Annotated in this window: 3 protein-coding genes; all 3 read right to left on the bottom strand. The window is 67.9% G+C overall.

Annotated elements, in window-relative coordinates:
- Window positions 1–37: 37 nt before the first annotated feature.
- A complete protein-coding gene (locus U9980_RS12825; protein ID WP_322768113.1) occupies window positions 38–994 on the bottom strand; it encodes a TQO small subunit DoxD in 957 nt (318 codons plus the stop codon).
- A gap of 202 nt (window positions 995–1,196) precedes the next feature.
- Window positions 1,197–1,823, bottom strand: a complete 627-nt coding sequence (locus U9980_RS12820) for a potassium channel family protein (RefSeq protein ID WP_322768112.1) — start codon at window positions 1,821–1,823, stop codon at window positions 1,197–1,199.
- Complete coding sequence (locus tag U9980_RS12815; protein ID WP_322768111.1) at window positions 1,820–2,578, bottom strand: HD domain-containing protein; 759 nt, start codon at window positions 2,576–2,578, stop codon at window positions 1,820–1,822. Before U9980_RS12815 ends, U9980_RS12820 begins: the two co-directional genes overlap by 4 nt.
- Between the last annotated feature and the right edge of the window lie 332 nt (window positions 2,579–2,910).

The raw sequence follows: 2,910 nt of genomic DNA, 5'->3' as shown, positions 1-2,910 counted from the left end.
CGACCGGGCTGACATCCCACGCGGATGACTTTCGAGATCAGTCGACGACGACGTTGTCGCCGTCGAGGCGCAGCGGCAGGCGGGTCAGCGGGAACGGCGCCGGGCCACCGAGGACCGCCCCGCTCGAGGCCGAGTAGAACGCGCCGTGGCAGGGGCAGGCGAACTGCTGGTCAGAGGTTTGGAAGCTCACGGCACATCCGGCATGGGTGCACACGGCCGAAAACGCGGCGAATCCACCTGCCGGTAGGTGGACGAGCCAGGCCGGTTCCCCGGAACGGGGGTTGGTGAAGCTCTTCGCCGACCCCTGATCGATCTCGTCCGTCCGCGCGACAACTGTGCCGCCGACGTTGTCGTCGGGTGCCGCCGCTACCGTTGGATGGGAAACCGTACGCCCACCGATCGCCCGTCCTAGCCAGGCGGTCAGGCCGGCGGTGCCCAGAGCGCCCAGCGCTGCGAGGCCGGTCACCGCACCCTGACGCAGCAGCGCGCGGCGCCGAGCGTCGTGACCGCGCACCTGGATGAGCCAGGCGTCCACCGACAGCACCCCGGCGCTGCCCACCGCGGTGAACGGCAACCACATGACGCCGAAGACGATGTCCGAGCCGTAGTAGTACGGCCGCGTATGCCAGCTTACTGTGAGCAGGAATATCAGGGAGAAGACGGTGCCCGCGACGGCGGCGAGCCGGGCCCACAGGCCGATGAGGGTCCCGATGCCAACGGCGACCTCGCCTATTGCGATCAGGATTCCGACGGTGTCCGGATACGGCTGGGCCAGGCCGAGAAGTGCCCCGATCGGGCTGGAATGGACGAAGGACCCGATCTGTCGATGGACCGACGTCGGCGATGCCGGGTCGAGGTAGGCGGGGTCGGCGAGTTTCTGCAGTCCGGCGAAGGTGAACGTGACGCCGAGAAACACCCGCAACGGCAGCAGCAGCCAGCCCGGCTCGGTGAGTCGGCTCCGCCGGTTGCCGCCCGCGTTCGTGGCGTTGTCCATGCTCTTCACGGTCGGTGCAGGCTACCCGTGGTGCCCATCCGCAGGGCCGCAGGGTATGCGATCATGGCTCGCGTCGCGTGCCCCGAGGATCCGGGGGGACCCGAACCACCCATCCGGGCGAATCGCCTTCGGACGCCTTCGGACACCGTTGAACGACTGCGAAGGACTCCGACGTGATGTCAGCGCATCCTCGTGGTGGTCGTCACCTGTCAATCGTGGATGGGTCGGTGTCGACCGATTCACTGTCGGGTTCCGTCGTCGTTGTGGATCGGCGCTGGAGCCCGGCTGTGATCGCACTGACGAAGATTCGTGCGATCACGCCGATGGCGACGAGGTCGCCCAGCATCTGAATCATTGCTATGATCCGGGCCGCCTCGGTCCGGGGCGCGATGTCGCCGAATCCGACCGTGCTGAACACGGTGATCGTGAAATACAGTGCGTCCGTACGGGTCAACGGCTCCGTGAAGGCGGCCGCCTGTTCCCGGGCGAGCAGGAAGTACGTGATTGCGAAGAGCAGTAGAAACAGTGGCAGGGACGCGGCGATGGACTCCACGGCACGCAGTCTTGGGTAGGGGGCGTGGGCGATCTGCCAGACCTGAATGCTGATCACAGTGGTGAACACGACCAGACCGACGGCCACCCGCACGGCTGCGCCGGCGCTGCTTGCGGGCGGGCGGTCCAGCGGCAGCAGGTAGTAGAGCACGACCAGCACTGTCGTGGTCAGTAACGCACGCAGGATGGAGTGCAGGATGGCCCGACGGCGTCGCGCCGGCCGCCGAGCCTCGTGCCGTGCGTTCGTGCCTGTGCCCCGTGGCTCCGGTGAGATCACGGGTGTGCACGGCCGGTGGTGCTATCGCCGGTGGTGCTATCGCCGGTGGTGCCACGGATCGTGGTGCCATGGATCGCAGCCGAACCGGCGTACGTCAGGTCCCGGGCCGACTCGGGGACGTACGTTTGCGGTCCGCAGCCTCGCAGGCGCCGCGCGGCGCGTGCCGTCGCGGCGAGGAGCTGTGGCTCTCGCCGGCGCCGCGCGGCGAACAGGTCCGGAGGTTCATCGGCGTGCCGTTCGCGGATGTCGGCGAAGCGTCGTGCCACGGACATGATCTCACCGGTTGGTCCCGCGGTCATGTCCGCGTAGGCGAGCGCGTCCGTGACAGATCCGTCCTCCCGTGGAAACTCATCGAGAGCGTCGAGCAGCCCGCGTGGTTGCGCGAGCAGCCGTGCTTCGGAGTGATGCGCGACCAGCGCGGCAAGCCGCATCGGTGCGCCGGCCCGGATGAGGTGGAGCGCGCCGTCAAGTGGATGAAAGCCCGAATCAATCAGCAGTGGGGAGTAGCCGATGTCGTGCAGCCAGGCCGCGGAGACGAGCAGGCCCCGGTCGGACGACGCGACAGTGGACGCGATCTCGTCTGCCTGGGCCGCCACCGTCGCAGAGTGTGCCCAGCGGGCCGGCAGCGGTGCCAGGAGCAGGTAGGCGATCGTCCGGGCGGTGGCGATCGTCGCGTCGGACCGGTGCGGCGGCGACGAGATGGAGCTGCCGTGCCGGTGGCCGTTGCCGGTGAGATCGGTGCTGGAGTCGGTCACAGGGTCCTCCGTGTCCGGGGATCACGGCGGCGCCCAGGCCGCAGCCTGGGTGCTGGATTCTGGGCAACGGCGAGCTGCCGGGCCTGGGAGCGGTATGCCCGTCCAGGCTCGTCCCAGCACCCAACAGGCCGGCTCATTCTGGCCGGCGTCGGTCCCGGCAGAGAAGATCATATCGAGAAGTCGGTACAGCTACCTGCAGATGTTATGACTCGTTCATTCCGATATCTTACGATTTGCGAGTGACAACCGGTCGTGCCCGCTCCCACCACGGTCCCGGTGGCTTGGAGAAATTCGGAGAATCGGGCGGTTGCGGCGCACATGAGAACGGACCG

It is taken from the genome of Protofrankia sp. Cr1, from assembly GCF_963555865.1.
Taxonomy (GTDB): domain Bacteria; phylum Actinomycetota; class Actinomycetes; order Frankiales; family Frankiaceae; genus Protofrankia.
The sequence above is the reverse complement of the archived record's forward strand: the minus strand, read 5'-3'. Positions and strand labels throughout refer to the sequence as shown.

What these genes read in the sequence shown, in the direction of transcription:
- U9980_RS12825 (WP_322768113.1), bottom strand. Translation starts at nt 994, where the DNA reads ATGGACAACGCCACGAACGCGGGCGGCAACCGGCGGAGCCGACTCACC.